26 protein-coding genes and 1 pseudogene are annotated in these 25,432 nt (G+C 57.8%); 16 read left to right on the forward strand and 11 right to left on the reverse strand.

Features of this window, described 5'->3' with window-relative positions; all coding sequences use genetic code 11:
- Nucleotides 1-52: 52 nt before the first annotated feature.
- Both QPL95_RS02215 and cadR read right to left on the reverse strand, forming a co-directional pair.
- Nucleotides 53-202: a hypothetical protein gene (locus tag QPL95_RS02215; protein ID WP_080530605.1), complete on the reverse strand. Its 150-nt coding sequence runs from the start codon at nt 200-202 to the stop codon at nt 53-55.
- 70 nt (nt 203-272) lie between these two features.
- Nucleotides 273-683: a Cd(II)/Pb(II)-responsive transcriptional regulator gene (cadR, locus tag QPL95_RS02220; RefSeq protein ID WP_303289376.1), complete on the reverse strand. Its 411-nt coding sequence runs from the start codon at nt 681-683 to the stop codon at nt 273-275.
- 78 nt (nt 684-761) lie between these two features.
- Here cadR and QPL95_RS02225 point away from each other — a divergent pair, with 78 nt between their 5' ends.
- Nucleotides 762-1,667: a cation transporter gene (locus QPL95_RS02225; protein WP_303289377.1), complete on the forward strand. Its 906-nt coding sequence runs from the start codon at nt 762-764 to the stop codon at nt 1,665-1,667.
- Nucleotides 1,668-1,773: 106 nt separating this feature from the next.
- Here the strand turns inward: QPL95_RS02225 and QPL95_RS02230 are convergent, their stop codons facing one another.
- The 6 genes from QPL95_RS02230 to QPL95_RS02255 all read right to left on the reverse strand — a co-directional run bounded on the left by QPL95_RS02230 (nt 1,774) and on the right by QPL95_RS02255 (nt 9,186).
- A complete protein-coding gene (locus tag QPL95_RS02230; RefSeq protein ID WP_042924023.1) occupies nt 1,774-2,682 on the reverse strand; it encodes a cation diffusion facilitator family transporter in 909 nt (302 codons plus the stop codon).
- 108 nt (nt 2,683-2,790) lie between these two features.
- Complete coding sequence (locus QPL95_RS02235) at nt 2,791-2,985, reverse strand: DUF6316 family protein (RefSeq protein WP_044629833.1); 195 nt, start codon at nt 2,983-2,985, stop codon at nt 2,791-2,793.
- 80 nt (nt 2,986-3,065) lie between these two features.
- Nucleotides 3,066-6,212, reverse strand: coding sequence for an efflux RND transporter permease subunit (locus QPL95_RS02240; RefSeq protein WP_044629832.1), 3,147 nt, complete (start codon nt 6,210-6,212; stop codon nt 3,066-3,068).
- Nucleotides 6,213-6,226: 14 nt separating this feature from the next.
- Nucleotides 6,227-7,441, reverse strand: coding sequence for an efflux RND transporter periplasmic adaptor subunit (locus QPL95_RS02245; protein ID WP_009575228.1), 1,215 nt, complete (start codon nt 7,439-7,441; stop codon nt 6,227-6,229).
- 23 nt (nt 7,442-7,464) lie between these two features.
- Complete coding sequence (locus QPL95_RS02250; RefSeq protein WP_103918245.1) at nt 7,465-8,775, reverse strand: TolC family protein; 1,311 nt, start codon at nt 8,773-8,775, stop codon at nt 7,465-7,467.
- Between the two features lie 63 nt (nt 8,776-8,838).
- A complete protein-coding gene (locus tag QPL95_RS02255; RefSeq protein ID WP_146063404.1) occupies nt 8,839-9,186 on the reverse strand; it encodes a hypothetical protein in 348 nt (115 codons plus the stop codon).
- Nucleotides 9,187-9,280: 94 nt separating this feature from the next.
- Between QPL95_RS02255 and QPL95_RS02260 the strand changes: the two are divergent.
- A pseudogene (locus QPL95_RS02260) lies at nt 9,281-9,550 on the forward strand (hypothetical protein); the annotation flags it as partial.
- Nucleotides 9,551-9,565: 15 nt separating this feature from the next.
- Here QPL95_RS02260 and QPL95_RS02265 read toward each other — a convergent pair.
- Together QPL95_RS02265 and QPL95_RS02270 are read right to left on the reverse strand one after the other, a co-directional pair.
- Nucleotides 9,566-10,522, reverse strand: coding sequence for an arsenic resistance protein (locus QPL95_RS02265; RefSeq protein WP_303289378.1), 957 nt, complete (start codon nt 10,520-10,522; stop codon nt 9,566-9,568).
- 456 nt (nt 10,523-10,978) lie between these two features.
- Entirely contained in the window at nt 10,979-12,010 is a 1,032-nt protein-coding gene (locus QPL95_RS02270; protein WP_058340716.1) for a zinc-dependent alcohol dehydrogenase family protein, read from the reverse strand.
- 271 nt (nt 12,011-12,281) lie between these two features.
- On the opposite strand from QPL95_RS02270, the gene tadA reads away from it, so the two are divergent.
- Genes tadA through QPL95_RS02290 form a run of 4 tightly spaced genes read left to right on the forward strand, consistent with a single transcriptional unit; the run spans nt 12,282 to nt 15,587 of the window.
- Complete coding sequence (tadA, locus tag QPL95_RS02275) at nt 12,282-12,785, forward strand: tRNA adenosine(34) deaminase TadA (RefSeq protein WP_058340717.1); 504 nt, start codon at nt 12,282-12,284, stop codon at nt 12,783-12,785.
- 6 nt (nt 12,786-12,791) lie between these two features.
- Nucleotides 12,792-13,781, forward strand: coding sequence for a UDP-glucose 4-epimerase GalE (galE, locus tag QPL95_RS02280; RefSeq protein ID WP_303289379.1), 990 nt, complete (start codon nt 12,792-12,794; stop codon nt 13,779-13,781).
- Nucleotides 13,782-13,813: 32 nt separating this feature from the next.
- Entirely contained in the window at nt 13,814-15,160 is a 1,347-nt protein-coding gene (locus tag QPL95_RS02285; RefSeq protein ID WP_303289380.1) for a UDP-glucose/GDP-mannose dehydrogenase family protein, read from the forward strand.
- A 16-nt stretch (nt 15,161-15,176) separates the two neighbouring features.
- On the forward strand, nt 15,177-15,587 hold the full coding sequence (locus QPL95_RS02290; protein WP_303289381.1) for an HIT domain-containing protein: 411 nt from the start codon (nt 15,177-15,179) through the stop codon (nt 15,585-15,587).
- A gap of 12 nt (nt 15,588-15,599) precedes the next feature.
- On the opposite strand, the gene fabR is transcribed toward QPL95_RS02290, so the two are convergent.
- Entirely contained in the window at nt 15,600-16,226 is a 627-nt protein-coding gene (gene fabR / locus QPL95_RS02295) for an HTH-type transcriptional repressor FabR (protein ID WP_368389717.1), read from the reverse strand.
- A 322-nt stretch (nt 16,227-16,548) separates the two neighbouring features.
- Between fabR and aspS the strand changes: the two genes are divergently transcribed.
- The 10 genes from aspS to pal all read left to right on the forward strand — a co-directional run bounded on the left by aspS (nt 16,549) and on the right by pal (nt 25,424).
- On the forward strand, nt 16,549-18,348 hold the full coding sequence (gene aspS, locus QPL95_RS02300) for an aspartate--tRNA ligase (RefSeq protein WP_303289382.1): 1,800 nt from the start codon (nt 16,549-16,551) through the stop codon (nt 18,346-18,348).
- Nucleotides 18,349-18,425: 77 nt separating this feature from the next.
- A complete protein-coding gene (ruvC, locus tag QPL95_RS02305; protein ID WP_303289383.1) occupies nt 18,426-18,953 on the forward strand; it encodes a crossover junction endodeoxyribonuclease RuvC in 528 nt (175 codons plus the stop codon).
- 30 nt (nt 18,954-18,983) lie between these two features.
- On the forward strand, nt 18,984-19,613 hold the full coding sequence (ruvA, locus tag QPL95_RS02310) for a Holliday junction branch migration protein RuvA (protein WP_303289384.1): 630 nt from the start codon (nt 18,984-18,986) through the stop codon (nt 19,611-19,613).
- 144 nt (nt 19,614-19,757) lie between these two features.
- Nucleotides 19,758-20,789, forward strand: coding sequence for a Holliday junction branch migration DNA helicase RuvB (ruvB, locus tag QPL95_RS02315; protein ID WP_303289385.1), 1,032 nt, complete (start codon nt 19,758-19,760; stop codon nt 20,787-20,789).
- The gene (gene ybgC / locus QPL95_RS02320; protein ID WP_303289386.1) at nt 20,782-21,207 is read left to right on the forward strand and encodes a tol-pal system-associated acyl-CoA thioesterase; all 426 of its coding nucleotides are present in this window, start codon (nt 20,782-20,784) and stop codon (nt 21,205-21,207) included. Before ruvB ends, ybgC begins: the two co-directional genes overlap by 8 nt.
- A gap of 37 nt (nt 21,208-21,244) precedes the next feature.
- Nucleotides 21,245-21,934 (forward strand): protein TolQ, encoded by a 690-nt coding sequence (gene tolQ, locus QPL95_RS02325; RefSeq protein WP_303289387.1) that lies wholly within the window; start codon nt 21,245-21,247, stop codon nt 21,932-21,934.
- A gap of 31 nt (nt 21,935-21,965) precedes the next feature.
- Nucleotides 21,966-22,412: a protein TolR gene (gene tolR, locus QPL95_RS02330; protein WP_303289388.1), complete on the forward strand. Its 447-nt coding sequence runs from the start codon at nt 21,966-21,968 to the stop codon at nt 22,410-22,412.
- A gap of 75 nt (nt 22,413-22,487) precedes the next feature.
- Nucleotides 22,488-23,468 (forward strand): cell envelope integrity protein TolA, encoded by a 981-nt coding sequence (tolA, locus tag QPL95_RS02335; RefSeq protein ID WP_303289722.1) that lies wholly within the window; start codon nt 22,488-22,490, stop codon nt 23,466-23,468.
- Between the two features lie 53 nt (nt 23,469-23,521).
- The gene (gene tolB / locus QPL95_RS02340; protein ID WP_303289723.1) at nt 23,522-24,805 is read left to right on the forward strand and encodes a Tol-Pal system beta propeller repeat protein TolB; all 1,284 of its coding nucleotides are present in this window, start codon (nt 23,522-23,524) and stop codon (nt 24,803-24,805) included.
- Nucleotides 24,806-24,854: 49 nt separating this feature from the next.
- Nucleotides 24,855-25,424, forward strand: coding sequence for a peptidoglycan-associated lipoprotein Pal (gene pal, locus QPL95_RS02345; RefSeq protein ID WP_303289389.1), 570 nt, complete (start codon nt 24,855-24,857; stop codon nt 25,422-25,424).
- Nucleotides 25,425-25,432 lie beyond the last annotated feature (8 nt).

Here is a 25,432-nt window from a genome sequence, read left to right on the forward strand (position 1 = left end):
CGGGTTGTTTGTTTTTGGACTTTGATTAATTACCTGGAATTACCCGGTTTTTCTATTTGAACCTCAGTGCATCCACCAGCAAGCGAAACAGCGGGGATGATTGACGGCGACTCGGGTAATACAGGTAATAGCCGTCATAGGTGGTAAACCAGTCATTCAACAGACTGACCGGTTTTCCGCTGTGCAGTTCTTCTCTCACCATTGCGGTCGGCGCCCACGCTGGAAAAATGCCCCTGTTACAGAACGTTCAGGAGAGTTTTTGGAACCGGGTGTCAGCCGCTCGAAACCGGAGTAGCCGACAAATTCCGCAATATGCCGCATTGCTCGACTGTCCGACGGTTTGAACAGCTGCGGCGCAGCATTCTCAGTTGCTCGTTCAGTTTGGTTAGTTCCTGGATACGCGCCTCCACCTGCTCGATATGCCTATCCATCATCCGATTCACGTCATCACATTGTGCGCCGGGGGAACGGCTTAACCCCAATAATTGCCGGATCTCCGGCAAACTGAGATCCAGGCTGCGACAGTGCTTGACGAACAGTAATTGCTCAACGGCAACTTCATCGTACAGGCGAAAATTACCTTCACTGCGTTCTGCGGAGGCAATCAATTGTTCCTTTTCATAATGCCGGATGGTTTGCACGGAGCAGCCAGTCACTTTCGACAGTTCGCCGATTTTTATCATCTCTCAATATTCCGATTGACTCTATAGTTGTTATAGAGTTTATAGTGACCGTCTGTACATTCTCAAGGGCTTTTTTCGATGTCTGACCCGTGTAATGACAACTGCCAGAGCAACAAGATTGCCAGTGCCCCCACTTCTGGGATAGCGAATACTGATACGGCTTTTCAACATGGCTTTGTCAGTGACTACCGGGTACCAAAAATGGACTGCCCGTCGGAAGAGGGGATGATCCGCATGGCTCTGGACAGTATTGAGCCCCGGGTTTTACTGGAGTTCGATACACCGAATCGGAAGGTGCGGGTATTCCATGGCGACAATGGGGCTGCCATCGAGGAGAGGATGCGTTCCCTGGGGCTGGGTGCCACGCTCGAAAAAACCACCCCGGCGGGGGAAGAGGATTTAGTCCTGGCCAGGGAGAAGGAAGAGGCAACCGCCCAGGTCGAAGCCGGTATACTGAAGTGGTTGCTGGCCATCAACGGCGTTATGTTCGTGGTTGAACTGACGGTAGGCTGGCTGGCGCAATCCACTGGCTTGATAGCGGATTCTTTGGACATGTTTGCTGATGCCGCGGTCTATGGCGTCGCCCTCTATGCGGTGGCGAACAGCCTTCGCACCAAGCTGCGCGCGGCGCATTTGTCAGGCTGGCTGCAGTTGATTCTGGCGCTGGGAGTCCTGGCTGAAGTCGGGCGGCGATTTGTTTTCGGCAGCGAACCCGTATCCGCGTTAATGATGGGTTTTGGTCTTGTGGCCCTGGCGGCCAACGTCTGGTGTCTGGTGCTTATCGCAAGAAACCGGCACGGCGGCGCACACATGAAAGCAAGTTGGATCTTTTCCGCTAACGATGTCATCGCCAATGTGGGCGTTATCGTCGCCGGTGTATTGGTCGCCTGGACGGGTTCCCGTTATCCCGACCTGGTTATTGGTCTGATCATCGGGCTGATTGTGCTGAATGGCGCCCGGCGAATTCTGCAACTGCGCTATTAGTCTCTGGTCCTTTCTCGCTGCTCGGATTCATGCCGGCAAAATTCCGCGCCTGGGCGGCCTATTAAAATAGTCGCCGCTCTCGCCGATGCTTATGGAGAATTTTCTGTCAACCGTGCCCATAGGTGTGGGCATCCTTGTGCATGTGGTCCGGGTGCTCGAATTCCAGTGTTGAATGACGTATGTTGAATTCCTGCGCCAGAGCCTGTTTTATCCTGTATTTGATATTCTCAAGCTGATCCCATGCACTTTCCTCGATAATCACATGGGCCTCCAGCGAGGCATCGTGTTCGCCCATCTGCCAAAAATGCACATGGTGAAGGTCGATAACGCCTTCGATGTTGGAGAGGGCAACAATGACGGCATCGGTATCGATGTCCACCGGGCTACCCAGCATGAGTGTTCTGATGGTGCCGCCGATTTCTGTCAGGCCCAGGTAGAGAATATAGCCCGCGATACCGATGGTGATGGCAGGATCAACCCAGCGCATGTCGTAGAGCAAAATAAGAGTCCCGCCAATGACCACGGCGACCGACGCGAGTGCATCCGACAGATTGTGAAGAAACAGTGCACGGATATTGACGCTGTCTTTCTGCATCGAATAGGTGAGCAACGCTGTCAAGGCGTCCACAGCCAGAGCGATACCACCAAGCCAGACGACCCACCAGCCCTTTACCTCTGGAGGATCGATTATCCGCATGCCACCTTCGTAAACCAGGTAGATCCCGATAATGATCAAGGTAGTGTAGTTGATGAGAGCTGCAACGATTTCAATGCGTCCGTAGCCAAAGGTCATCCTTGCGTCAGCCTGGCGGCGCGCAATTTTTTGCGCCGCGAACGCGATGACGAGTGAGGCCATGTCAGAGAAGTTATGCAAGGCGTCCGCGATAAGGGCGAGACTGCCGGCAAAGATACCTCCCCCAATCTGAGCCAGGGTCAGGATCCCGTTCGCCCAGATGGCGATGGCAACGCGTTTATCCTTGGTCTCGGGGGGTATATGCACATGGTCGTGACTCATTGGGTTAACCTAGTTGGTGGCTATTTATAAAGAGGCATCTGCTGTATTCAGCTTACTCTGTGCCTGGTCGCCTGTACCTTGGCGACTTTGTGGATTTTGGGCCATTGGCTACTCATCCATTTTGACAGTTTTCAGGAGTTCCGCAAGGCTGTCTTCGGCCGCTTTTTTGTTCGGGAATGGCCCGATATTTTGACCTTCACGGGTTAAAAAATACCAGTCACTGTTGATGGCGTGGATGCGATGTGTTCGAAAGGGTGAGGCTTCTTTCAAGTCATCTATTCGTTGCTTGGGTGGATCGTTCATAGTCTTTCCAGGATATAAACCGCAATAAAAGAACATTGAAAAAATCATGGGGAGATTCCCCCCCCACGATGGAGTGTTGGTTAACTATCAGTGTCGTGATTAATGTCGCCTGTGGGCGTGGAGTTACTGGCACTTCTGCCATGCAACAGCGCATAGAGCACAGGGAGTACAAACAACGTCAACAGGGTGGACGAGATAATCCCGCCGATCACCACGGTCGCCAGAGGACGCTGTACTTCGGCACCGGTGCCGGTATTGAGTGCCATGGGTACAAAGCCGAGGCTTGCTACCAGGGCGGTCATCAATACCGGCCGTAAGCGGATCAGGGCGCCTTCGACAATGGCCTTCATCAGGTCACCCTGCTCGTGCCACAGATCGCGGATAAAGGCGATCATCACCAAGCCGTTTAACACCGCCACCCCGGAGAGGGCGATAAAGCCAACACCCGCCGAGATCGACAGGGGCATGTCTCGCAGCCACAGGGACAGAACCCCGCCGGTGAGGGCCAGTGGCACGCCGGTGAAGATGATCAAGGCATCTTTGAGGGAGCCGAAGGCCATCACCAAGAGTGCGAGGATGATGGCGAGGGTCACGGGCACCACGATGGCAAGCCGCTGACTGGCGGACTGCAGTTGCTCGAAGGTCCCGCCGTAATCCAGCCAGTATCCGGCGGGTAGGTCCACGTCGTCCGCAATGCGCGCCTGTGCTTCCTCGACAAATCCGCCCAGGTCGCGGTCCCGCACGTTGGCGGTGACCACCACCCGACGCTTGCCGTTTTCCCGGCTGATCTGGTTGGGCGCCGGAGCCAGCTCCAGCTCGGCCACTTCCGACAGGGGCACATAGCCACCGTCCGGCAGGGGGACAGGTAGGTCCGCGAGGCTGTCCACATCCCGGCGGATGTCTTCGGGAAGACGCACCACCAACTGGAAGCGGCGGTCGCCTTCGTAAATCAGGCCGGCGTTTTCGCCCCCGACACCGGCTGCCACCAGATCCTGGAGATCATCCACGGTCAGCCCGTAGCGGGATAGCGCCATGCGCTTGGGGTGTACCGACAGCATGGGCAGGCCGGTCACCTGTTCGACCCGGGCATCGGCGGCGCCCTCCATGGATTCCACAACCTCAAGGACGTCGTTGGCCGATGCCAGCAGCTGATCCAGGTCATCGCCGAACACCTTGATGCCGAGGTCGGCGCGCACGCCGGAGATCAGTTCGTTGAAGCGCATTTCTATGGGCTGGGTGAACTCATACTTGTTGCCGGGAAGCATTTCCACCGCTGCTGCCATTTCCGCCACCAGTTCATCCTTGGTTTTGTCTGGGTTCGGCCATTGGCTGCGGGGCTTCAAGATAACAAAGTTGTCCGCTACGCTGGGGGGCATGGGGTCGGTGGCCACTTCCGGCGTGCCGATCTTGGCGAACACCTTGTCCACCTCCCCAAAGGCCTTCAGCCGTTCTTCCAGCTGCGATTGCATCTCGATGGACTGCTCCAACCCGGTGCCCGGGATGCGCAGGGCATGGAGTGCAATATCCCCTTCATCCAGTTGTGGAATAAATTCCGACCCCAGGGTGGTCGCCAGCCAGAGACAGACCGCTACCAGCGTGGTCGCGCCGCCCAACACCAGCCAGCGGAACCTCATAGCCACCCGCAGCGCAGGCCTGTAGAGCGATTTAGCACCGCTGATTACCGGGCTTTCCTTTTCGCTGATCTTGCCCCCCATAAAGACCGCAACAGCGGCGGGCACCACGGTCAGTGACAGCACCATGGCCGCCAGCAGTGCCATTACGACAGTGGCCGCCATGGGGTGGAACATCTTGCCCTCGACCCCGGTGAGAGCAAAGATCGGCAGGTACACCACAGTAATGATGGCGACACCAAACAGGCTGGGACGAATCACTTCGTTGGTGGCCTCGAACACCAATTGCAGACGTTCCTTGAGGGCCAACTGACCCTGGTGCTGGGCCTGGGACAGGCGCCGGATACAGTTCTCGACGATGATGACCGCGCCGTCGACGATCAGGCCGAAATCCAGCGCCCCCAGACTCATCAAATTGGCGGATACGCCAGACCGCACCATACCGGTGATGGTGGCGAGCATCGAAAGCGGAATGACAGCTGCCGTGATCAAGGCGGCGCGCAGGTTGCCCAGCAACAGAAACAGCACCACGATCACCAGCAGTGCCCCTTCAAGCAGGTTCTTCTCCACCGTGGCAATCGCCTTGTCCACCAGGGCTGTGCGGTCGTATACCGCCTCCACCTTGACGCCGTCGGGCAGGGAGGGCTGAATGGCCTCCAGCTTTTCGGCCACCGCCTGTGCTACCGCCCGGGAATTTTCCCCCACCAGCATCATGGCGGTGCCCATCACCGTTTCCTTGCCGTCGCGGGTGGCGGCGCCGGTGCGCAGCTCCTTGCCAATGGCCACTTCAGCTACATCGGCTACCCGGACTGGCACACCATCCCGGTTGGCAATCACCACCTGTTCAATATCGCCAATGGTGGCCAGCTGCCCGGGCGAGCGCACCAACAGCTGTTGGCCGTTGCGTTCGATATAGCCGGCGCCGCGATTGGTGTTATTGGCCCGCAGGGTGCTGACCAGTTCATCCACCGTGATGCCGAACTCCAGCAACCGTTGGGGCGACGGCGTGACGTGGTACTGCTTGTCGTAGCCGCCAATGGTGTTGACCTCGATCACGCCGGGCACCTGGGCCAACTGGGGTTTGATGATCCAGTCCTGGATCTCACGCAGTGCCGTAGCGTCCAGCGGACTGCCATCCGCTTGAGTGGCACCGGGCAGGGCTTCTACGGTGTACATGAAGATCTCGCCAAGACCGGTGGCGATGGGACCCATCTCCGGCTCCAGCCCGGGTGGCAGCGCGCTCTTGATGGCGCCCAAGCGCTCATTGATCAGGTTGCGGGCGAAATAGATGTCCGTGCCTTCCTCGAACACCACCGTGACCTGGGACAGGCCGTAGCGGGACAGGGACCGGGTATAGGACAGGTTGGGCAGGCCGTACAAGGCCGTTTCCACCGGGAAGGTGATGCGTTGCTCTGCCTCCAGGGGCGAATAGCCCGGTGCCTCGGTGTTGATCTGTACCTGGACATTGGTGATATCCGGCACCGCGTCGATGGGCAGGCGCTGAAAACTCCACACGCCCACGCCGACCAGCACCAGAATAAGGGATAACGTTAAAAACCGCCGCTCTACCGAGAAGCGTAAGATGGCGTTTATCATCAAAGCCTCCTGGGTTAGTGGTCGTGGGATGCGCCGGATTTTTCGATATCGGCCTTGATCAAATAACTGTTTTCCACCACATAGCGATCGCCTGCTTGCAGGCCGCCCAGCACCTCAGTCAGGTTGCCGTCGCTGCGGCCCAGCTCCAGTGGGCGGATCTCGTAGGTGTCATCCACCTGAATAAACACCACGGTCCAGTCCCGGAAGGATTGCAGGGCGCGGTTGTCAACCACCAAGGGGGCCTCCACCGTTTCCACCACGATATCCCCGGCCACCAGCAAACCGGGGGTCAGCAGTCCCTCGGCATTGTCGACTTCGACCCGGGCCAGGGTGTAGGGCGCGTTGCCGGGTGCCGGCAGCAGGTGGCGGATGGTGCCTTCCCGGTCAATGCCGTCAGCCTTCAGTCGGACTTTCTGGCCAATGGCAACCTCGGCCCGTTGGCCGGGGAAGACCTTGAATTCCGCCCACAGAGTGGTCAAATCGGCAATGGCGAATAGGGGTTGCTCCCCGGTCATTTCTCCGTTGCTGATCCGACGCTCAATGACGATCCCGTCGATGGGCGCTCGCAGTGCGTAGGTTTGCAGGCTTTCGTTGGACTCGACTTGAGCGAGCACGTCACCACGCTCGACCCGATCGCCCAGATTGACCTTCACCTGGCTGACCACGCCCGGGAAACGGGCGCGGATCCGGGCAATCTGCTGCGGTGCCGTGGTCAGGCTGCCGTAGGTGGTGAGGCTGCGCTCGATGGCACTCGGCCCGGCTGCGGCCGTTGTGATACCCGCTTTTCGGGCGATAGCCGGGGCGATCCGGGTGCGACCTTCGTGGGATTCCCAGTGCCAGCGGTAGTTCTTGCCGTCCATGGCGAGGCTCACTTCTACGTCGAAGGAGTGGGGTTCGGTCACCACGCCATCCCCCAGCCAGTAGTCCCCCTGGTAGGCGAAGTCGAAGGTGTCCACTTGCCCACCCAGGCGGGTGAGCTGGACATTGAGGTCAATATCATCAGTAACGGCGCGGCCATCCCTGGTGACCCAGGCCCGGTATTCCGGTGGGACCCCCTGCTCGAAGATCTGCAGTTCGACGGTGGCGTCGTTCTGTTGCAGCAGTATGCCGCCGTGAGGCCCCCTGGCCTCTGCCTGCGATTCGTCGTGTTGTTCCTCGGCAGCTTGTAAGGGGCTGATGGCAAGGCAGGTGGCCACCAGAATCAGACAGAGTTGTTTTATCAGTTGCATGGTGTGAATCCTGAATTTGTGGGTTAGCGCGTCGGGGCGCCCGGAACAGTCGCGAGTGGCTGCGCCGTAAGTTGTTCGATCAACGCCTGGTTGAGCAGCGCCGTGGTGGCGGCGTCGACCAGTGCCTCCCGTGCTGAGAGCAGCTCCCGCTGTGCGGCGGTCCACTCCACATAGCTGTAGCGGCCGTTTTCATAGGCTTCGCGGGTCTGAGTGAGTGCCTCGGTCAGGTCGGGAAGCATTTGGCTGCGAATCTGCTCAACAGTCTCGATGCTTTGTTGCCGCAAGTGGTAGGCGTCGAACAGGCGCGAATGGAGGCGCAGCAGGGTATCCTCCCGGCGGAATCGGACCTCATCCCGCGCCGCCAGGGCGGCCTGCACCTCGCCGCGATTGCGCCGTCCGGAAAAGAGCGGTACCGAGAGCCCAGCGGTCAAGGCCGTATCATCCGTCTCTTCGAAGCGCCGGATGCCGACCTGCCAACGGATGTCGCTCTCGGACTGGCTGCGCGCCAGCTGAATTTCCGCTTCGCGGATACGCTGTTCGCTGGCGTAGATTTGAATGGCCGGGCTGTCGCTGACCCGCTGGTACAGAGCAACGAAGTTGTCGGAGGAACCGAACTGGAACAGGTCGCCTTCCAGCATTTGAAAGTCCGGGCTGGTATCACCCCACAGGGAAGCCAGAGCCATTTTCCGGCTCTCGTAGGCGGCTCGCAGATGGGACTGCTCAATACGACTCTGGGTGAGCGCGGCCCTGGCGCGCAGGACTTCGGCCTGGGGCGCCGCGCCGCGGTCGGCGCGACGGGTGACGATCTCGTGGGTGGCCTCGGCCAGCGCCACGGCTTCAGCGGCGAGTTGGAGTTTTTCCTGCAGGGCCAGGGTGGCGACAAAGCGCTGGGTCACCTGTCCGAGCACATCCAGGGTCTCGGCCCGGCGCTCGGCCTCGACGCGCCCGTATCGTGAGTCAACCACGCTGACGCGGGCCTGACGCTTGCCGCCAAGTTCGAGAACCGATGACAGGGATAGGGTGTACTCTGCCCCGTCAACTCCTCGCAGATTGTCGCTGCCGAGGAAGTTTTCCACTTCCAGGCCGGCCTCCAGGGCAGGATTTTGATCTGCCGTAATGCGGCGGCCATCAAGGCCCTGAAGGCGAAAATCGAAGACCTGGAGGCCGGGGTTTTGCGCCATGGTCCGCGAGAGGGCCTCGGACAGAGTGAGCGGTTTCTCCCCGGCGTGTGCCAGGGCAGCACCGAATGCCAGCGCTAGAAGGGAAAAGGCATGGATAATAGAGTGGGACGGCATTGCGCGCCGCCCAGTTTTCATGGGCATTCTGAAAAGCATGAGGCTGCTCCTACGAAAGTCTAAATGACAGTTGTTCCCCGGGTGGCGAAGGTATTCGCAGGGTCAGGAAATGGGAGGGCGGAAAAGGGAGGATTGAACCCCGGTGGTGAAGTTGGCTTGGTAGTCGGACTGTACTATTCCCGCAGCCAAGCCGGAAATGTCTGTGAGGGTTCCCAGCAACACCATGTGAAAGCAGCTGTGGCTGTGATGGCCATGGTCCGCTGAATGACTGGGGCTGTCGGGAGACGACTTGGTTGCCTGATTTTCGCTGGAAAAATCCGCTGATTCGTGTGAATGCTCATCATAATGTGGCATTGCGGGGTTGTGCGGTTGTGCTTCATAGGCAATAGACGCCACTGACTGCAAAGCAATCAACAGCGTCATTGCGACTATGAAACAGCGTTTAATCATGCAAGTGGTCCCGGAATTTGATCGTGACCCTAGCAGAAAGGCAACCACATAGAAAGGACTGGACTCCCATGGCGTTACGTGTGTCCGTAGTGCGCTGCCCTGAGTGGCGGGCGATTGCACCGACCAACCGCAGTTCGTCTATGTGGCTGCCGCCGGGGGCAGCCGGGCCGGGATCAATATGGCCGGCGGCGACGCTATGCTCGATCTTCGCGCCATGCCGGCGGTCATGGCGATGCGGGCCAATATGACCGTGCAGGAATTGGCTGAAGAGCTGTTTCCCTACCTGACCATGGTGGAAGGGCTCAAGCTCTGCGCCCAGACTTTTACCAAGGACGTGACTCAATTGTCCTGTTGCGCCGGGTAAGGCTGCGTTCCCGGCTCAGTCGGCATTCCTGATCAGGCGCGGCAGCCAACGCAGATACGCCACCATGCCAAACAACTCGACCAGGGATTGGAAGACGATGACAACGATGGCGGCACGCCAGGGCTCCGGCAGTGACAGCGCCAGCGGCAGCATGACGAAGGAGTTGCGGGTACCAAAGCTGAAGGTGAGGGTGCGGCCGATAGTGGGCGTGAACCCGAATAGCTCACTGAGCCCCTTGCCGATGGTAGCGGCGGCAACCAGATAAAGTACAAAAACCACAAGCGCCGACCACAGCAGGGCGCCATTGTCGATCACCAGGCTGACCTGGGAGCCGGCAATTAGAAACACCACCAATGCCAGCAACGGCACGGGCAGCCACCCAAGCCAGTCCACCAGTGTTTGCGCGCGCGGGTGCTTTTCCGTCAACCGTTCGGTAATCCAGGCCAGGATCAGCGGGGTGACAATCAATCCGAAGAATGCCGGCAGCAAGTGGCTGCCAACCGCCAGTTCAATGGCGATATTGCCCATGAAGAGCCAGATATAAATGGGTAGCAAAATGAGCTGGACCAGCAGAAGGATCGGCGCGGCCGCTATGGCCCTGGCACCGTCCCCACCACCGAGATGGGTAAAACTGATAAACCAGTCCGTACAGGGCGCCAGCAGTACCAGCAGTACGCCGAGACGAATAGCGGGATCATCCGGTAACAGCCACAACAGAAGACCAACGACCACCGGTATCAGGATAAAATTGCCCGTCAGCAAAGCGGCCAGAAAGCGGCGATCACGAAATGCCGACCTGAGATGTATCAGTGGTACCTGAGTGAAAGTGGTGTACAGGAGAACGCCCAGTGCGGGCCAAAGCAGCGCTTCCCAATGACGGGTCTGCTCTGGTGACATCCAGCCGATGGTCATGCCGGCCAGGATGACTAGGAGATAAAGCCAGACTTGATATCGCTCCAATTGTTCGCGCATTTAAGGCTGTTCCCGCTGTTTTTTCGAGGGCACGATAGTATCATTGGGGCGCAATGAACTCCCGACACTTGCCCTGAGCATTTCGGCAGGCTTCGAGGGGGACTGAAATCTCTTTAGGTTGGGTCGGGAGAGATACGGTAAAATGGTTAGCGTCAGCGTTATACCTTTTTTCTGACAGTAGCGGGGATGGGCGTCTCCACAGGGTTGGTGGCTTTTTACCCGGTTTGGCTGGTTCTGACCCTGTTGAGAGGAGCTGTCAGTAAAAAATGAAATTATTTTTAAGGAATTTCTGAGCATGGTATTTATCATGGTGTTACCGATTATCAGTATAATAAGCCGTTGAAAATAAAAGACAAAAATGGCTTATTGATAATAGAGTGGGAGTAGGGGCAGGGCTGACTAGTATCAGAAGGCGGCAAGCAGAAATGCTTGCCGCCTTTTTTCGTTTTCAGGTCGTCATTCGGCGGTCAGCAACATCTTGACCGCTTTCTCCTTCGCCGCCTGGCTGAAGATGTCGTAGGCTTTTTCGATGTCATTGAGTTTGAGGCGGTGAGTGACCAGGTCAGCAGGCTTCACATCGCCACTCTCGACCACCTTCATCAATACCGGAATGGTGTTAGTGCTTACCAGGCCGGTGCGCACCGTGATGTTTTTGATCCATAGGTCCTGCAGCCGGAACTCCACGCTCTTGCCGTGTACACCGATGTTCGCGATGTTGCCGCCGGCGCGAATAATGCTCTGGCAGATATCGAAGGTCTCGGGTATACCGACCGCCTCCATGGCGACGTCTACACCCTCACCGTTGGTCAGTTCTTTGATGGTTTCGATCGGATTTCTGGCGATGGTGTCTGTGGCCCCCAGCATCTTGGCCATCGCCAGGCGGTTCTCGTCCGGATCAATCATGATGATGCGCGAAGGTGAGTAGAAGCGGGAGGTCATTACGGCGGCCAGTCCGATGGGGCCGGCGCCGATGATGGCGACTGTGTCCCCCAGTTTGACTTCGCCGTTGAGAGCGCCAATCTCGTGTCCTGTGGGCAGGATGTCGCTGAGCATCACCGCAGCAGCCGGGTCCATGCCTGCAGGCAGGGGATACAGGCTGTTGTCGGCATGGGGGATGCGTACATACTCGGCCTGGGTGCCATCGATCAAATGCCCCAGAATCCAGCCGCCGTCCCGGCAATGGGCATAGATGCCGCGCTTGCAGTAGTCGCAACGGCCGCAGGAGGTGACGCAGGAAATCAACACCTTATCGCCAACTTTGATGTTGGTTACACCGTCACCAACTTCTTCAACCACTCCCACGCCTTCGTGGCCGAGAGTACGGCCTTTCGTGACCGCTGGCACATCGCCTTTCAGAATGTGGAGGTCGGTGCCGCAAATGGTGGTATGGGTGATGCGCACCACGGCATCTGTGGGTTTCTCGATTGCAGGCTGTGGCTTGTCTTCCCAGCTGCGCTTTCCTGGTCCGTGAAATACCAGTGCTTTCATAACGTTCTCTCCTTGAAGGGTGCAAGGCTGCCACTGCCAGCCTGGGCAACGATAGCCTTGCATAGACTGCGCTGATTGAAACTGACTCATGTCATTATAGGCAGTGAGTGGGGAAAATGTATGGCAGTTTAAAGACTGAAGATCCTTCTTCTGGTGAGGGCGTGCCCGGCGCCGTCGCTTGGTTAAGAAGGCGAATAATGGTATTTTCGTGGCGCTTTCGGGGTTGGCCACTATCGTAGTTGTATAAGGCGCTATCAGCAGAGCCGCGTTTATGTCGGAATTACCAAAGAATGACGAATACTGGATGGCTCGTGCACTGGTGCTGGCGGAACGGGCGGCCTCGATAGGCGAAGTGCCCGTTGGTGCGATTGTTGTCCGTCATGGCCAGGAGCTGGGCGTGGGTTACAATGCACCCATTACCGGTTGTGACCCCACGGCCCATGCGGAGATTCGGGCCTTGCGCGACGCCTCCGCCAGGGCAGGAAATTACCGGCTGACCGGGGCAACCTTATACGTCACGCTTGAGCCTTGCACCATGTGCGTGGGAGCCATTGTGCACAGCCGCATCAGTCGTCTTGTGTATGGTGCCCGCGAGCCCAAAGCGGGCGCGGTTGAATCTGCCCGGTGCACGCTGGACGAAGCCCACCTTAACTGGCAAGTGGATGCAGAAGGCGGGGTTCTGGAAGGCGAGTGCGGCCAGATTATCAGCGATTTTTTCAGCCGGCGGCGGGCCGAGATTCGACGGCGGCGTAAACAGAATTCAGGGAAGGAGTAATTCTACGTGAAAGTACTTGTCACCGGCGGTGCCGGTTATATCGGCAGCCATGTGGTCCGGCAGCTGGCCGCAGCAGGCCACGACATTGTGGTATTTGATAACCTGTCCACCGGCTATCGCTGGGCGGTCACTGCCGGCGAGCTGGTGGTGGGCGACCTGGCGGACGAGCAGGCGATTGAGGCGGTTTTCGCCCGGCATAAGTTTGAGGCGGTCCTGCACTTTGCCGCCAACATTGTGGTGCCGGAGTCGGTCAGCAATCCCCTCAAGTATTACAGCAACAACACCCGCAACACCCTGAACCTGCTCAAAGCGGTGGAAAGCCACCAGGTTCCCTACATGGTGTTTTCCTCCACGGCCGCTGTGTATGGCATGCCGGAAGAAACGGTACTGACCGAAGACCTCCCGCTGGCGCCCATCAATCCCTACGGGGCTTCGAAGATGATGAGCGAGCGCATGATGATGGACCTGGCCGCGGCCAGCAGCCTGAACTATGTGATTCTGCGCTACTTCAACGTGGCCGGCGCTAACCCCGAAGGACTTCTGGGCCAAGCAACGCCGGAAGCGACTCACCTGATCAAGGTGGCCAGCGAGTGCGTGACCGGGCAGCGCGAGGGCATGAGCGTTTTCGGCACGGATTACGAAACCCGCGATGGCACCTGCATCCGCGATTACATCCACGTGGAAGACCTGGCCAAGGCCCATGTGATGGCGCTGGATTATATGGCCGGAGGCGGAGAGTCGCAGGTGCTGAACTGTGGCTACGGCCGCGGCTTTACGGTGCGGGAAGTGATTGATGTGGTAAAGGCGGAATCCGGTGTGGATTTCCCGGTCACCGAAACCGGCCGCCGCGCCGGCGACCCGGCTGCATTGATGGCCGACAACACGCGAATCAAGAAAGTTCTGGGCTGGCAGCCGGATTACGATGACCTCAATACCATCGTGCGCACCGCATTGGCCTGGGAAAATATCTGGCTGCAGAAAAAAGCCTCAAATTAAGACGATTTCAAACGAATTTCAGGAAGAGTTGCATGAAAATCACGATTTTCGGAACCGGTTATGTCGGATTGGTGACGGGCGCATGCCTGGCGGATGTGGGGCATGATGTTCTGTGCATGGATGTGGATCAGGCGAAGATCGAGAAGCTGAAGAACGGCCAGATTCCCATTTACGAGCCGGGCCTGGATAACATCGTCAAGCACACGGTCGAAGCCGGGCGACTGTCCTTCACGACCGATCCTGAGGTAGCGGTCAAACACGGTACTCTGCAGTTTATTGCGGTGGGGACTCCGCCCGATGAAGATGGATCTGCCGATCTGCAGTATGTGCTCGCGGTTGCCAAGTCCATTGGCCAGTACATGGATGACTATAAGGTGATCGTCGACAAGTCCACCGTGCCTGTTGGTACCGGCGACAAAGTGAGGGCCGCTGTGAGGGCGCAGCTGGACCATCGGGGTCTGGAACTGGATTTCGATGTCGTGTCCAACCCGGAATTCCTGAAAGAAGGCGCGGCCATCAACGATTTCATGAAGCCGGACCGCATCGTGATCGGTACCGACAGCGAGCAGGCAGCGGATGTATTGCGTGAGGTTTATTACCCGTTCAATCGCAACCACGATCGTATGATTTTCATGGATATTCGGTCTGCGGAACTGACCAAATACGCTGCCAATGCGATGCTGGCTACCAAGATCAGCTTTATGAACGAAGTGGCCAACCTGGCTGAGCGTTTGGGGGCAGATATAGAAGAAGTTCGTCGGGGTATTGGCTCCGATCCGCGTATCGGCTATCACTTTATCTACCCTGGCTGCGGCTATGGCGGTTCCTGTTTCCCGAAAGACGTGCAGGCCCTGGCCCGCACAGCACGGGACTGCGATTACGACGCGAAACTGCTGAATGCGGTCGAGGCGGTCAACTACGCCCAGAAGCATGTGCTGTTCGACAAGATCAGCCATTACTTCCAGGGCGATCTGAAGGGCAAGGTCGTCGCTTTGTGGGGGCTGGCCTTCAAGCCGAACACCGACGACATGCGCGAAGCCTCGGCTCGCACCCTGATGGAAGATCTCTGGAAAGCCGGCGCCACCGTGCAGGCCTTCGACCCGGAAGCCATGGAAGAAACCCAGCGTATCTACGGCGACCACAGCGGCCTGACTCTGTGCGGCACCAAGGAACAGGCCCTGAAAGGCGCGGACGTACTGGCAATCTGCACCGAATGGAAGGAATTCCGTTCACCGGACTTCGATGTTGTTGCCGGAACACTGAAACAGCCGGCCGTCTTTGATGGCCGAAACCTGTACGAGCCTGAAATGCTGGAGCGCTATGGCCTGACGTACTACGCCATAGGTCGCGGGCTCAACCAGTTCCACTCGGCGGGCTGAAAAACGGGGGCAGGTGATGTTTCAGTTACACGAGCGGCTGGCGGCAGATACTCACCGTTTGGGCAAGTCCGGCTTGTGCGAAATCCGCTTGATGAACGACAGCACCTGGCCCTGGGTCATCCTGGTACCAGCGGTTTCCGATATTCGTGAAATCTATCAACTGGAGCCGGAGCAGCAAATAAAACTGCTGCAGGAATCCTCAGTTCTGAGCAAGGGCATGATGGAGATCTTCGGTGGTGACAAAATGAACGTGGCGGCACTGGGCAACATGGTGCCGCAGCTTCATCTGCATCACATTGTGCGTTTCGAGGGCGACCCGGCCTGGCCGGGCCCGGTATGGGGCAAACAGGCGCCCGTGCCGTATGGCGATCAGGAACTGGCAAATATTATCCAGAGGCTTCAGCCCGTGCTGCAACAGCTCACCTGAACGCCGCCTTGCTCACTCCCGGCCCTGCTGCCACTGCGCGAGGGTCTGGGAGCCCACCAAAATCATCCGCAATTCTGTTTTCAGCTTGGCTTTCAACACTTCGCGTTCTTTGGGGGACGCATCCAGCGCTTCGGCGCCCTGGTTGAACACCAGTGTTGCCATGGACTCTGCAACCAGCCGGGCATCAGCGATCGGCTTGCTTTGCTCCTCGGCAAATCGTTGCAGATCATCGGCCAGCTCAGTCACGAAATGATCTATCTCGGCTTTGACGGCGGTCCGAAAAGGCTTTGATACCCCGGTTCGTTCCCGCAGCATCAACCGGAACAGATTCGAATTGTTGCCCAGGTATTCCATAAAGGTATCCACCGATGTGGCAATGGCGCTACCATCCCGGGCGATCCGCTTGCGGGCTTGCCGCATCAACTGCCGTAGTGCCACACCGCCTTCATCTACCAATGCCAGACCCAGCTCATCCAGTTCGGAAAAGTGCCGGTAGAACGAAGTAGGGGCGATGCCTGCCTCCCGGGCAACTTCCCGCAAACTCAAGCTGCCGAAGCCCCGGTCGGCGCTCAGTTGCGCCAGGGCGGCATCCATCAATGCCCGTCGGGTTTTCAGTTTCTGCTCTGCTCTGGTGGCCAAAATGGCGACTCCAACGACTGCTAAAACCCAGCATTCTAGCCGTCTGTTCACACAGAGTCATCTGCGTGCCTCAAATGCGCTCCGGTACCCCTGATTTTCCGCCCCATTGTGTTTATAATGGGCGGCTTTTACCGACGCCGCCTAAACACCGTGCGGCCAAGAACGACGTAGCGTCGGGCGGGGGGTGTGCTTTCCGAAACCTTGCGGAGCCATGGATGGCGGAGCAGAGCGTACACGGACGTATTCACAGCGTGTTTCGGAAAGCACACCCCCCGCCCGATGCGGCAAACCAAGCACACATTCAGAAACAACGGGAACCGATATGCGCAGTCATTATTGCGGTGGGATCAACGAATCCCACATTGATCAGGAAGTCACACTCTGCGGATGGGTACATCGCCGTCGTGACCACGGTGGGGTTATCTTCCTGGATCTGCGAGATCGGGACGGTATGTCTCAGGTGGTTGTTGACCCGGACACCCCGGAAAGCTTCAGCCTGGCGGAGAAAGTCCGTAGTGAGTTTGTTGTTAAGGTCACCGGCCGCGTGCGTCGCCGTCCGGCTGGCACTGAAAACAACAATATGCCGACCGGCCAGGTCGAGCTGTTGGGTAAAGAGCTGGTTATCCTGAATGCGGCCGCCACCCCGCCGTTCCCGCTGGACGAGCACGTTGATGTGGGCGAAGACGTTCGACTGCGCTACCGCTTTATCGACCTGCGTCGCCCGGAAATGATCAACCGTCTGCGCTTCCGCTCCCGGGTGACCAGCTACATCCGTAACTTCCTGGACAGCCGCGGCTTTATGGACGTAGAAACGCCCATCCTGACCCGCGCCACCCCGGAAGGTGCCCGCGATTACCTGGTACCGAGCCGTACCCACGAAGGTTCCTTCTTCGCGCTGCCCCAGTCACCGCAGCTGTTCAAACAGATGCTGATGGTCTCTGGTGTTGACCGTTACTACCAGATCGCCAAATGCTTCCGTGACGAAGACCTGCGGGCCGATCGCCAGCCAGAGTTTACCCAGGTTGATATCGAGGCGTCCTTCATCGATGAAGAAGTCCTGATGAACCTGAACGAAGACATGATTCGTTCACTGTTCAAAGACGTACTCGATGTAGAACTGCCAGCATTCCCACGTATGCCATATTCCGAGGCCATGCAGCGTTTCGGCAGCGATAAGCCCGACCTGCGTATCCCGCTGGAACTGCTGGACATCGGTGACCTGGTTGAAGGCGTCGACTTCAAAGTCTTTGCCGGCCCCGCGAAAGACCCGAAAGGCCGGGTTGCCGCGCTGCGCGTCCCGAAAGGTGGCGAGCTGAGCCGTAAACAGATCGACGATTACACCAAGTTTGTCGGCATCTACGGCGCCAAAGGTCTGGCGTACATCAAGGTCAACGAGCTGGCCAAGGGCGTTGAAGGCCTGCAGTCGCCCATAGTGAAATTCCTGGGTGATGACGTTGCCATGGCCATCATCGAGCGCGTGGGCGCCGAAGACGGCGATATCGTGTTCTTCGGAGCCGACAAGACCACCGTGGTCAACGAAGCCCTGGGCGCACTGCGCATCAAGGTTGGCCACGATCTGAACATGCTGACCTGCGAGTGGGCGCCGATGTGGGTGGTCGACTTCCCGATGTTCGAAGAGCTGCCAGACGGCGGTCTGACCGCCATTCACCACCCCTTCACCGCGCCTTCGTGCACGCCGGAAGAGCTGGCAGCCAATCCCGCCACAGCCTTGTCCCGCGCCTATGACATGGTTCTGAACGGTACCGAACTGGGCGGTGGTTCCATCCGTATCCACGACGGCAACATGCAGGAAACGGTGTTCCGTATTCTGGGTATTGGTGAAGAAGAAGCCCGCGCCAAATTCGGCTTCCTGCTGGATGCGCTCAAGTTTGGTTGCCCGCCGCACGGTGGCCTGGCCTTTGGCCTGGATCGTCTGGTTATGCTGATGACCGGATCGTCGTCGATTCGTGACGTGATTGCCTTCCCGAAAACCCAGAGCGCCACCTGCTTGATGACCCAGGCACCGGGCGATGTGGATGAAAAGCAGCTGAAAGAGCTGCACATTCGCCTGCGTCGTTCTGCCAAGGCTGTCGAAGGCAACAAGTCAGAAGACAACGAATAAAGGTGTGAATCCGGGAGTGGTTGCCGCTCCCGGTTCTTCCGAACTCGATTGACGAATGCACCTCTGAGGGCAGGCGGATGCCAATCATCCTGGGGGTAGATCCTGGCTCCCGAATTACCGGTTACGGCATCATCCGTGCCGAAGGCCGTCAGATCGAATACATCGACAGTGGCTGCATCCGGGTGGGTGAAAAGCCCATGGCTGAGCGCCTGCAAACGATATTTCATAGCCTGGCGGTGTTGATCGGCGAGTACCGGCCGGAGGAATTTGCCATCGAGCAGGTGTTCATGGCGAGGAACCCCGATTCGGCCCTTAAGCTTGGTCAGGCGCGAGGGGCGGCTATCGTCAGCGCGGCCAATAGCGGCCTGGCGGTACATGAGTACTCTGCAAGACAAGTGAAACAAGCCGTCGTTGGCACCGGTGGCGCCGACAAATCCCAGGTTCAGCACATGGTTCAGGCCTTGCTCGGCTTGTCCCGAAAACCCCAGGCAGATGCTGCCGATGCTCTGGCGATCGCCCTGTGCCATGCCCATATGAACCAGAGCATGCTCAAGCTGGCTGGCGCGGGTGGCAAAGCCAGAGGCGGGCGTGTCCGGCGACAATAACAGGCTCACCAAAGCCAGAGGAGACCTGCTTTGATTGGTCGTATCCGAGGATTACTTGTAGAAAAGACGCCGGGCCATGCACTGGTTGAGTGCTCCGGGCTGGGTTACGAAATCGACATTCCCTACACCACCTTCTTTCACCTGCCGGAAGCGGGACAGGAAGTTACACTGCATACCCATTTTGCCGTTCGTGAAGATGCTCAGAGCCTCTATGGCTTCGCTGCGCGTCTTGATCGCAATCTGTTCAGGCTGCTGATCAAGGTCAACGGAGTAGGCCCGAAACTGGCCATTGGCATACTTTCAGGCCTGGATGCGCAGCAGTTTATCCGCTGTGTAGAGGCTCGGGATGCGAATGCGTTGGTAAAGTTACCGGGCGTGGGCAAGAAGACGGCAGAACGACTGCTGATTGAAATGACCGATCGGATCGGCCAGCTTGAGGGGCAGTTTTTGCCCTTTGCACCCGGGTCTGCTGCCGGCAGCGATACGACAAGTGCCGTGCCAGTGGGGCCGGACCCCAGAGAGGAGGCCGAAGCGGCATTGATTGCTCTCGGTTACAAGCCACAGGAAGCGGCGAAGGCGATCAGCAAGGTGGCAGAGCCCGAGATGAGCAGTGAAGCCCTGATCAGGTTGGCGCTGAGAAATATGATTCCAGCCGGGTAACCCCGGCTTTTTTGTGTCGCATCATGACACTAATGTGTATAGAGCGTAACGTGACTCAACGCACGCCCTTTGTACAATTGGTGCAACCTGAAAACGCGGTTGACCAGCGGGCACGTTGTATATTCCTAGCAAGCGGATATTGCCATGATCGAATCGGATCGACTGATAACGGCCAAAGCCGGAGAATACGAGGAAGTGCATGATCGGGCCATTCGCCCGACGCTGTTGTCCGAATATGTGGGTCAGCCGACGGTGCGTGAGCAGATGGAAATTTTCATCTCTGCTGCCCGGGCACGTCAGGAAGCCCTGGATCATGTTCTGATTTTTGGTCCGCCTGGCCTTGGCAAGACCACGCTGGCGAATATCATTGCCAACGAAATGGGTGTTTCCATCAAGACCACCTCGGGGCCGGTGCTGGAAAAAGCCGGCGACCTGGCCGCGATGCTTACGAACCTGGAAGAAGGCGATGTTCTCTTTATTGATGAGATTCACCGCCTGAGCGCAGCCGTTGAAGAAGTCCTGTATCCCGCCATGGAAGACTATCAGCTGGATATCATGATTGGCGAAGGCCCGGCTGCAAGGTCTATAAAACTGGATTTGCCACCGTTCACCCTGGTGGGTGCCACAACCCGGGCAGGGTTGCTCACCTCTCCGCTGCGGGATCGTTTCGGGATAGTTCAGCGACTGGAGTTTTATAACACCGCCGATCTGACCCATATTATTGCCCGTTCAGCCCGGTTGTCTTCCGTCATCATTGACGACGACGGAGCCTTTGAAATCGCTCGTCGATCACGGGGTACACCCCGAATTGCCAACCGCTTGCTCCGCCGGGTGCGAGATTTCGCAGAGGTTCGCTCAGACGGTCGCATTACCTCAGAGATTGCGGATCAGGCTCTGAACATGCTGAAAGTGGACAGCCAGGGCTTCGACCACATGGACCGTAGGCTCCTGCTCGCCATGATCGAAAAATTTGATGGCGGCCCGGTCGGTGTTGAAAGCCTGGCAGCGGCCATCAGCGAAGAGCGAGGGACCATCGAGGATGTGCTGGAACCGTTTCTGATACAGCAGGGGTTCATGTTACGGACACCCAGAGGGCGTATGGTCACCTCGAGTGCTTACCAGCATTTCGGTGTGGTGCCGCCGAAATCAGGCACGGAGAATAACGGCTTTGACTGAACACAGCGCCGGTAAAGCCTTTGAATTACCCATCAGGGTGTATATAGAAGACACGGATGCCGGTGGTATTGTCTTCCATGCCAAATACCTGCACTTCATGGAACGTGCTCGCACAGAGTGGGTGCGCAGTCAGGGGGTAGGGTTGAGAGCCGGCCTGGAAGACAACATCAGCTATGTGGTGCAACGCATGAGACTGCATTTTGTGGTGCCGGCCAGGCTGGATGACCAGCTGCTGGTGACGGCCGAGCCGGTTGCGTCATCTCGGGTGTGGATGGCCTTTCGCCAGCAGGTTCTGCGGGCTGCGGACCGCCAGTTATTGTGTGAGGCTGACGTGCGGGTGGCCTGTGTCGCACTGGACACGGGTAAGCCCAGGCGGTTACCGGAAAACATGCAGGAAATTCTTAAGAAGTCTTTTTAATCATCTGAAAATATAGAAACTTTTTTGGGAGTATACAGTGGAATCGGAACTTTCAGTCTGGCATCTGATTGCGAACGCAGGGATTCTGGTGCAGCTGGTGATGTTGTTGCTGGTGCTGGCATCCGTCGTGTCCTGGGCATTGATTTTTCAGCGCGTTCAGGTGTACCGAAAGGCCAAACAAGCGCAGCTGACGTTCGAAGAACGGTTTTGGTCGGGCATGGATCTGGGCCAGCTGTATAAAGAAGTGAATGCCAATCCCACGCCGTTTTCAGGTATGGAGGCCGTATTCCGGGCCGGTTTCAAGGAGTTTTCACGCTTGCGCCAGCAAAGCCGGGATGCCGATGCCGTGATGGAGGGAGCCCAGCGTGCCATGCGGGTTGCTTTCTCCCGTGAGCAGGAGCGCCTCGATATGCATTTGCCGTTTCTGGCGACGGTCGGTTCCACAAGCCCTTATGTCGGTCTGTTCGGAACGGTATGGGGCATCATGAACTCGTTCCGGGGGCTTGCTCAAGTGCAGCAAGCGACGCTGGCGACCGTCGCGCCGGGCATATCCGAGGCTTTGATTGCCACTGCCATGGGTCTGTTTGCGGCGATCCCAGCGGTAATCGCCTACAACCGGTTCTCGACCATGTCGGATGCACTGCTGAAAAACTACGAAACCTTCGCTGAGGAATTCTCCAGCATTCTCCACCGCCGTGTGCATAACTCAGATCAGGCCGGTGTGTAATGCTGTTTAAGGTAAACGGGAGTGTAGCCATATGAAAGGCATGGGAATGATGCCCGAGCACCGGCGCAAGCCGATGTCAGAGATTAACGTGGTGCCTTACATCGATGTGATGCTGGTGCTGCTGGTTATCTTCATGGTGACGGCTCCGATGCTGACCCAGGGGGTAAAAGTAGATTTGCCGGAAACCACATCCGAGCCGATTCAGCAGGACAAAGACGTTGAGTCGATCACCGTGTCCGTTGACAGCAATGGCGCTTATTACCTCGAAGTGGGTGAGAACAGCAGTGACCCGATGGCCCTTGAAGATGTGCGTGAGCAGGTTGCGAAAATTCTTTCCCAGCGAACAAACAGTGAAGTGCTGGTTCGGGGAGATGAGTTTGTTGATTACGGTGTGATGGTGCGGTTGATGGCCGAATTGCAGGCGGCCGGAGCGTCAGGCATTGGCCTGATTACCGACGCGCCTCAGGATCGGCCTTAACAGGGTGGCTATATTGTTGTGAAGGGTCATGAGCGGGACACCATAAGTACGGATAACGCGCCTCTGAAGTCGCCCGTGGTGCTGTCGGTAGCGCTGCATCTGCTGATCGTGGTCTTTGCGCTTGCGGGCTGGTCCTGGACTAACCCCGTGCAGGAGCCTGAGCCCAGAAGTATCTCCGCACGGCTGATCAGCCCGGAGCCAAAGCCAAGCCCGGTGGTCGACGACCAGGATCAGCGACGTAAAGACCAGGAGCGGCGTGAGCTGGAAGAAAAGCAACGCCAGCAGGCTGAAGCGGAGCGTAAGCGCGAGCAGGAAGCGGAAGCGCGCCGGCAGGCAGAAGAAAAGGTGAAGGAACAGGCCAGGCAACAGGAGCAGGAGCGGAAGCGCCAGGAAGCTCAGGCTCGGGAGCTGGCAGAAAAACAGGCTCGCGAGAAAGAGGCTGCCCGCAAGAAAGCGGAGGCCGAAGCAAAAGAACGAGAGCGCCAGAAGGCAGAGCAGGAACGGCAGCGGCAGGAAGTAGCCAAGCGGAAGGCCGCAGAAGAAAAACGGCGCCAGGAAGAACAGCGGCGCAAGGAAGAAGCTGAGCGCCAGCGTAAAGAGGAAGAAGCCCGAAGAGAGGCGGAGCGCAAGCGTCAGGAAGCAGAGCGCCGTTTGAGAGAGCAACAGCTCGATGCGTTGGCGGACCAGGCCCTCAAGGCCCAGGAGGCTGAGGCTCGGGAGCGCCGTGAGGCAGAGGCTGCCAGGGCGAGAGAAGCGCAGATGCTGAGCGAAAGCGAAAAATACCAGGCGCTGATTCGGGAGCGGCTTAGCCAAGCCTGGTATCCGCCTTCATCGGCAACCGAGAACATGACTGCCCGGTTACAGATTACGCTGCTGCCAACCGGGGAACTGGCCAGCGTAACGCTGGTCGGTAGCAGCGGCAATACAGCGTTTGATAACTCGGCGCTGGGTGCTGTGCGTTCATTGAACCGCTACCCTGTGCCAGATAGCCGGGATACGTTTGAACGTTACTTCCGGCAGTTTACGATTGAATTCAATCCGCAACGGCTGCGGTGAGGCTGACAATGGGTATGTCCAGATCAATGAGTGTGGGTAAGTCAACTCGGAACATGGCGCTGTTCAGCTGGCTGATGGTTATGCTGCTGGTGGCATCAACCGCCAGGGCAGAGCTGCTGATCAGAATCACCGAAGGAGCCGATGCGGCCATTCCCATCGCGGTGGTTCCATTTGCTGAAAGCGGTGCCATGCCCGCGGGCGATAAAGTGAGCAGCGTGGTGCAAGCGGACTTGACGATGAGCGGCGAATTCCGGCCCCTTGAACCTTCGAAGATGCTGAGCCTGCCGTCCAAACGTTCGGAAGTCTATTTCCGGGACTGGCGCCTGCTGGGTCAGCGTTATGTTCTCGTCGGCGAGCTGACGCGTAACGGCGAACGTATTCAGGCCCGCTACGAACTGTTCGACGTGAACCGCGAACAGAGGATTCTGGGGGAAACCGCAGGTGCTTCTGTCAGCGGTATCCGCTCCCTTGCGCATCACATCAGTGACCGGGTCTATGAAGCCATAACCGGGGAACCTGGCGTGTTCTCGACAAAGCTCGCGTACATAACACTGGCCATTAACGGTAATGAAAGCGTTTATCGGCTTCAGGTGAGTGATATTGACGGCCAGCGCTCGAAAGTCCGCCTGGAAAGCCGTGAGCCCATCCTTTCTCCGGCCTGGTCGCCGGATGGGAAGAAGCTGGCCTATGTGTCGTTTGAGACAGGAAAGCCCGTTATTTTTGTGCATGAGTTGGCGACTGGAGAGCGAACCAAAGTAGCCGACTTCCCGGGCCTTAACTCCGCCCCGGCCTGGTCTCCGGATGGCCAGTCTTTGCTGATGACATTGTCCAGAGATGGCAATGCAGAGATCTACCAGATGAATCTGGCTAGCGGGAACACGACCAAACTGACAAATCATTGGGCCATCGATACTGAGGCGGCGTGGGATCATGCGGGCAGGGGCGTGTTTTTTACCTCCGACCGGTCAGGTGGCCCGCAGATCTACCACATGGAGCGCCCCGGGGCAGAGCCGAGGAGGATCACCTTTGGCAGTCGCTACAATGCCCGGGCGCGCCCGGATTCCAAAGGTGAATACGTTTACTACGTGCACCAGCGGGAGAGCACGTTTCACATTGCCCGCAGAAACCTGAAAACCGACGAAGAGACCATTATCACTCGTACCGGGTCGGATGAGTCTCCAAGCGTGTCACCGAATGGCCGCATGCTGATTTACGCGACCCAGCAGGGTGGCAAAGGTGTGCTCACCGTTGTTTCAGCTGACGGTGGGGCAGCCTATAGCCTGCCTGCATCGGAAGGTGAGGTAAGAGAGCCGGCGTGGGGGCCGATCAGTCGCTGACCACCCCGTTAAAATTGGAAAGCCAACATCGCAAAGAAGGAAGTGAGTTATGAAAGTGTCTGCACAAAACAAAGTATTCGCCATGCTGTTGTCGTTTGGCCTGGTTGCCGGTTGTAGCTCCACCGGTGAAACGATGGATGACGGCAGCTACGGTTCAGACGTTGCGGCGATTGACCAGGAAGGCGGCTCTACCGTGTATGGCGGAGCCGAGGGCGATGGTGTGTCTTCATCCTCTTTGAGTGACGAAGAGCGCCAGGAAGCCCGCGCACAGGCCGAGCAGGAAGCGCTGCGCAACATCACCACCTTCTACTTTGATTTCGATACCTCTGAAATCAAACAGGATGCCCGCGATGTTCTGGTCGCTCATGCCCGATACCTCGCCAGCAACCCGCGTCAACAGGTTCGCCTGGAAGGCCATGCGGATGAGCGTGGTTCCAAGGAATACAACCTTGCTCTGGGTGAACGCCGCGCCAACGCAGTTGAGCGGTTCCTGGTGGTGAATGGTGCTTCCCGTGGCCAGATTGAAACCGTAAGCTATGGTGAAGAGAAGCCAGTTGTGCGTGGCTCCAGTGAAAGTGCCTGGGCGCAGAATCGCCGCGTTGAACTGATTTTCCAGTAATCCAAGCC

The organism is Marinobacter sp. SS5-14b, assembly GCF_030541005.1.
Taxonomy (GTDB): Bacteria; Pseudomonadota; Gammaproteobacteria; order Pseudomonadales; family Oleiphilaceae; genus Marinobacter.

Excerpts from the sequence above, each read along its gene's own strand:
- pal (WP_303289389.1), top strand. The coding sequence starts at position 24,855 with ATGAAAGTGTCTGCACAAAACAAAGTATTCGCCATGCTGTTGTCGTTT.
- QPL95_RS02235 (WP_044629833.1), bottom strand. The coding sequence starts at position 2,985 with ATGAACGATCCACCCAAGCAACGAATAGATGACTTGAAAGAAGCCTCA.
- QPL95_RS02225 (WP_303289377.1), top strand. The coding sequence starts at position 762 with ATGTCTGACCCGTGTAATGACAACTGCCAGAGCAACAAGATTGCCAGT.
- QPL95_RS02270 (WP_058340716.1), bottom strand. The coding sequence starts at position 12,010 with ATGAAAGCACTGGTATTTCACGGACCAGGAAAGCGCAGCTGGGAAGAC.
- aspS (WP_303289382.1), top strand. The coding sequence starts at position 16,549 with ATGCGCAGTCATTATTGCGGTGGGATCAACGAATCCCACATTGATCAG.
- tadA (WP_058340717.1), top strand. The coding sequence starts at position 12,282 with ATGTCGGAATTACCAAAGAATGACGAATACTGGATGGCTCGTGCACTG.
- cadR (WP_303289376.1), bottom strand. The coding sequence starts at position 683 with ATGATAAAAATCGGCGAACTGTCGAAAGTGACTGGCTGCTCCGTGCAA.
- ruvB (WP_303289385.1), top strand. The coding sequence starts at position 19,758 with ATGATCGAATCGGATCGACTGATAACGGCCAAAGCCGGAGAATACGAG.
- QPL95_RS02265 (WP_303289378.1), bottom strand. The coding sequence starts at position 10,522 with ATGCGCGAACAATTGGAGCGATATCAAGTCTGGCTTTATCTCCTAGTC.
- QPL95_RS02245 (WP_009575228.1), bottom strand. The coding sequence starts at position 7,441 with ATGCAACTGATAAAACAACTCTGTCTGATTCTGGTGGCCACCTGCCTT.
- QPL95_RS02285 (WP_303289380.1), top strand. The coding sequence starts at position 13,814 with ATGAAAATCACGATTTTCGGAACCGGTTATGTCGGATTGGTGACGGGC.
- QPL95_RS02240 (WP_044629832.1), bottom strand. The coding sequence starts at position 6,212 with ATGATAAACGCCATCTTACGCTTCTCGGTAGAGCGGCGGTTTTTAACG.
- QPL95_RS02230 (WP_042924023.1), bottom strand. The coding sequence starts at position 2,682 with ATGAGTCACGACCATGTGCATATACCCCCCGAGACCAAGGATAAACGC.
- QPL95_RS02215 (WP_080530605.1), bottom strand. The coding sequence starts at position 202 with ATGGTGAGAGAAGAACTGCACAGCGGAAAACCGGTCAGTCTGTTGAAT.
- QPL95_RS02290 (WP_303289381.1), top strand. The coding sequence starts at position 15,177 with ATGTTTCAGTTACACGAGCGGCTGGCGGCAGATACTCACCGTTTGGGC.
- ruvC (WP_303289383.1), top strand. The coding sequence starts at position 18,426 with ATGCCAATCATCCTGGGGGTAGATCCTGGCTCCCGAATTACCGGTTAC.
- QPL95_RS02255 (WP_146063404.1), bottom strand. The coding sequence starts at position 9,186 with ATGATTAAACGCTGTTTCATAGTCGCAATGACGCTGTTGATTGCTTTG.
- QPL95_RS02250 (WP_103918245.1), bottom strand. The coding sequence starts at position 8,775 with ATGCTTTTCAGAATGCCCATGAAAACTGGGCGGCGCGCAATGCCGTCC.
- tolR (WP_303289388.1), top strand. The coding sequence starts at position 21,966 with ATGAAAGGCATGGGAATGATGCCCGAGCACCGGCGCAAGCCGATGTCA.
- tolB (WP_303289723.1), top strand. The coding sequence starts at position 23,522 with ATGGCGCTGTTCAGCTGGCTGATGGTTATGCTGCTGGTGGCATCAACC.